General features: G+C 68.4%; 4 protein-coding genes. 2 read left to right on the top strand and 2 right to left on the bottom strand.

Features of this window, described 5'->3' with window-relative positions:
- Positions 1 to 1,396: DUF6504 family protein (locus tag VF662_RS05770; protein WP_464138846.1), on the top strand; the 1,396-nt coding region annotated here is incomplete at its 5' end.
- 5 nt (positions 1,397 to 1,401) lie between these two features.
- Here VF662_RS05770 and VF662_RS05765 read toward each other — a convergent pair.
- Positions 1,402 to 1,815: a type II toxin-antitoxin system VapC family toxin gene (locus VF662_RS05765; protein WP_464138845.1), complete on the bottom strand. Its 414-nt coding sequence runs from the start codon at positions 1,813 to 1,815 to the stop codon at positions 1,402 to 1,404.
- Positions 1,812 to 2,075 carry a type II toxin-antitoxin system Phd/YefM family antitoxin gene (locus VF662_RS05760; protein ID WP_464138844.1) on the bottom strand — a complete coding sequence of 88 codons (264 nt, stop codon included), beginning with the start codon at positions 2,073 to 2,075 and terminating at the stop codon, positions 1,812 to 1,814. The genes VF662_RS05765 and VF662_RS05760 overlap by 4 nt, the downstream gene beginning before the upstream one ends.
- Positions 2,076 to 2,125: 50 nt before the next feature.
- Here VF662_RS05760 and VF662_RS05755 point away from each other — a divergent pair.
- Positions 2,126 to 3,667: PHP domain-containing protein (locus VF662_RS05755; protein WP_464138843.1), on the top strand; the 1,542-nt coding region annotated here is incomplete at its 3' end.

The raw sequence follows: 3,667 nt of genomic DNA, 5'->3' as shown, positions 1-3,667 counted from the left end.
GATCGCCGCCGCCTGCCCCGCCGCTCTCGCGCTCGGGCTCGTTCCCGGAATGGCCGTCACCCAGGCGCGGGTGCTGGTGCCGGGGCTCGATCTTCGCGATGCCGAGCCGGAAAGGGACCATGTCCTCCTCACCCGCCTCGGACTGTTCGCCGCCCGCCGCTGGACTCCGACCGCCGCCCTTTCCGGCCCCGACGGCCTGTGGCTCGACCTCACCGGCGTCACTCATTTGTTCGGCGGCGAACGAAGGATGTGCGAGCGCATCCTCCGCTTCTGCGCTCGCCTCGGCCTATCCGCCCGGATCGCGGTGGCCGGCACGCCCGGCGCCGCTCACGCGCTCGCCCGGCACGCTGGCGGCGACATCACCCTCTGCCCGTCCGGCCGGGAAGCCGAAGCGATCGCGCCGCTCCCGCTCGCCGCGCTCCGCGCCGAAGACGATATTGTGAGCGCCGCCCACCGGCTCGGCCTCGACCGGATCGGCGACCTCATCTCGATGCCGCGCGGGCCGCTCAGTCGCCGCTTCGGGAAGACATTGCTCACCCGCCTCGACCAGGCTTTGGGCTGGGCCGCCGAGCCGTTCGACCCGATCGTCCCCACCGAGCCGCCGAGCGCGACCCTCCGCTTCGCCGAGCCGATCGGCACCGCCGAAGCGATCGGAGAAGCGCTGGAGCATTTGATGAGCGATTTCATCGCCGAGCTCGGAAAGCAGGGCCTCGCCTCGAAGCGCACCCTCCTCCTCTGCTCGCGCATCGACGGGGTGGAGCAGGCGATCGCCGTCGGCACCGCCCGCGCGACCCGCGATGCCGCGCACCTCCTCCGCCTCCTCGCCATGAAGATCGAGACGATCGACCCCGGCTTCGGAATCGAGGCGATGCGGCTCGTCGCGGAGCGCTCGGAGCCGCTCGGCGCGCAGCCGATCGACAGCGTGCTCGGCGGCGACAAGCCCGCGCCCGATCTCGTGCCCTTGATCGACCGGCTCGCCAGCCGCCTCGGGCCTGCCCGCATCTTCCGCACCGGCGCGGTCGAGAGCGACGTTCCCGAACGCTCGCTCCGCCGCCTGCCGCCGCTTGGGGCCGCCGCCGAATGGCCGACGCGCTGGCCCCGCCCCTCCCGCCTCCTCTCGAGCCCCGAACGGGTGGACAAGGTGATGGCCGAGCTTCCGGACCAGCCGCCGCTCCGCTTCAGCTGGCGGGGCCGAATGCACCGCGTCGCCCGAGCCGACGGCCCCGAGCGCATCTACGGCGAATGGTGGAAGAAGAGCGGCGAGGCCGATGCGGTGCGCGACTATTTCCAGGTGGAGGACGAAGAAGGCGCCCGCTTCTGGCTCTACCGCCGCGGCGACGGCGTGGACGTCCGCACCGGCGATCTCAGCTGGTGGCTCCAGGGGATGTTCGGGTGAGCGGGTTAGAGACGCGCGTCGATCGCCTCGACATGTCCCGCTTTAGCGTAAGCGAGTATCTTGCGGTCGGAGGTGAGCAGCGGTGTGCGCAGAAGGCGTCCGGTTGCGATCATGAAGCGATCGCCCGGATCGCCGTGCAACTCGCCCGGCAGCAGCCCTGCCTCGATCGCGATTGCGGCATCGACGGGGATGACCATGATGTCCGTCCGTGCGACCACCGCGTCGGCCCATCGCGAAAGCGGTTCCAACAGGGTGATGCGCCCCTTGCTCACAAGCAAGCCGATTTCCCAGAAAGACACCGCCGAAACGAGGATCTTCGCCGTCTTGGCTGCTTGAGCAATCGTCTTGCGAGCCGTGCTGCCCAAGCGCGGGTCGCTCTCCGCGAGCCAGAGCAGGGCGTTCGTATCGAGCAGGATCACCGATACAGCTCGGGCGGATTGTTCGCCTCCCACTCTGCTTCCCAATTGGGATCGATCGGCTCTTCGATATCGCCGTGGATGATGACGGACCCTTTCAGAAATCCGAATATGGAAGGTTGCTCGGCCTGCTTCATCGGCACGAGCTGGGCCAGCGGCTTGCCGCGTTTCGTGATGGTTACAGGCTCGCGGGTCCGCTCCACCTCCTCGAGCAGGCGCAGCAAGTGCGTCTTCGCCTCGGCAGCGCCAACCATCCTGCTCATCATACTCTCCAAGTGACCAGTTGATATAGTCATTTAATGATTGCCGCGCAATGTATACCGAACTTCAGGTTACCACCCATTTCAGCTTCCTTCGCGGCGCTTCCTCAGCGGAGGAGCTGTTCGCGGCTGCGGCCAATCTCGGAATCGAAGCGATCGGAGTCGTTGATCGCAACTCCGTCGCGGGCATGGTGCGCGCCTGGGAGGCGGCGAAGGCGACGGGCGTTCGGCTGGTGCCCGGCTGCAGGCTCGATCTCGTCACGGGCGAGAGCATCCTCGTTTACCCCGAGGACCGCGCCGGCTGGTCGCGGCTGACACGCCTCCTCTCGGCCTGCCGACCGCTGGAGCCGGTCGAGGGCCGCTGGCTGGGCAAGAGCGCGTGCCGGATCGGCTGGGAGGATGTCGAGCGGCATTCGGAGGGCCTGATCGCCGCCTTCGTCACCAATGAGGCGGACGATGCAGCGGCCGAAGCCTTCGAGCGGCTCCGCGCCATTTTCGGCGAGCGCGCTTATGCCGCAATCTCCTACCAGCGCCGCCCCGGCGACCTCGCCCGCATCGACGCGCTCGACCGGCTGGCCCGCGCAGCGCGCGTGAAGCCGCTCGCCACCGGCGACGTACTCTACCATTCGCCGGACCGCCGCCTGCTCCAGGACGTCGTCACCGCGATCCGCGAGAAGTGCACGATCGATGAATTGGGCTTTCGGCGCGAGCGGCACGCGGACCGGCACATGAAGGGCGCCGCCGAGATGGAGCGGCTGTTCGCGCGCTGGCCGCACATGATCGCTGCAAGCGGCGAGATTGCCGGCCGCTGCAGCTTCGATCTGTCGCAGCTCGCCTATCAATATCCGAGCGAGGTGCCCGAAGGGACCAGCCCCCAGCAGGCGCTCGAGGCGCGCGTCCGCGGCAAGGCGGCACTGCTATTCCCCGATGGGCTTCCCGAACCTTATGAGAAGCAGCTCGGCCACGAGCTCCGCCTGATCGAGCAGCTCCGCTACGCGCCTTATTTCCTCACCGTCCATTCGATCGTCGAGTTCGCCCGAAGCAAGGGCATCCTCTGCCAGGGGCGAGGTTCGGCGGCGAACTCCGTCGTCTGCTACCTGCTGGGAGTCACTTCGATCGATCCGATCAAGCACGAGCTCCTGTTCGAGCGCTTCGTGTCGCCCGAACGGAACGAACCGCCCGACATCGACGTCGATTTCGAGCATGAGCGGCGCGAGGAAGTGATCCAGTGGATCTACCAGAGCTACGGCCGGAGCCGCGCCGCCTTGACCGCCGTCGTCAGCCGCTACCGCGCCCGCGGCGCCGTCCGCGAAGTGGGCAAGGCCCTGGGCTTGCCCGAGGACGTCACCGGAGCGCTTGCCGGCCAGGTCTGGGGCTGGTCGAACGAAGGCGTCGCCGACCGCCACGTCCAGGACCTCAACCTCGACGGCTCCGACCCCCGGCTCGCCCTCACCCTCCAGCTCGCCCGCGAATTGATCGGCACTCCGCGGCACCTTAGCCAACATCCTGGCGGCTTCGTGCTCACCCAGGACCGTCTCGACGACCTCGTCCCGATCGCCCCGGCGACGATGGAGGACCGGCGCGTCATCGAATGG

Origin of the sequence: Allosphingosinicella sp., from assembly GCF_036387215.1 — a bacterium.
Classification (GTDB): Bacteria; Pseudomonadota; Alphaproteobacteria; order Sphingomonadales; family Sphingomonadaceae; genus Allosphingosinicella.
The sequence above is the reverse complement of the archived record's forward strand: the minus strand, read 5'-3'. Positions and strand labels throughout refer to the sequence as shown.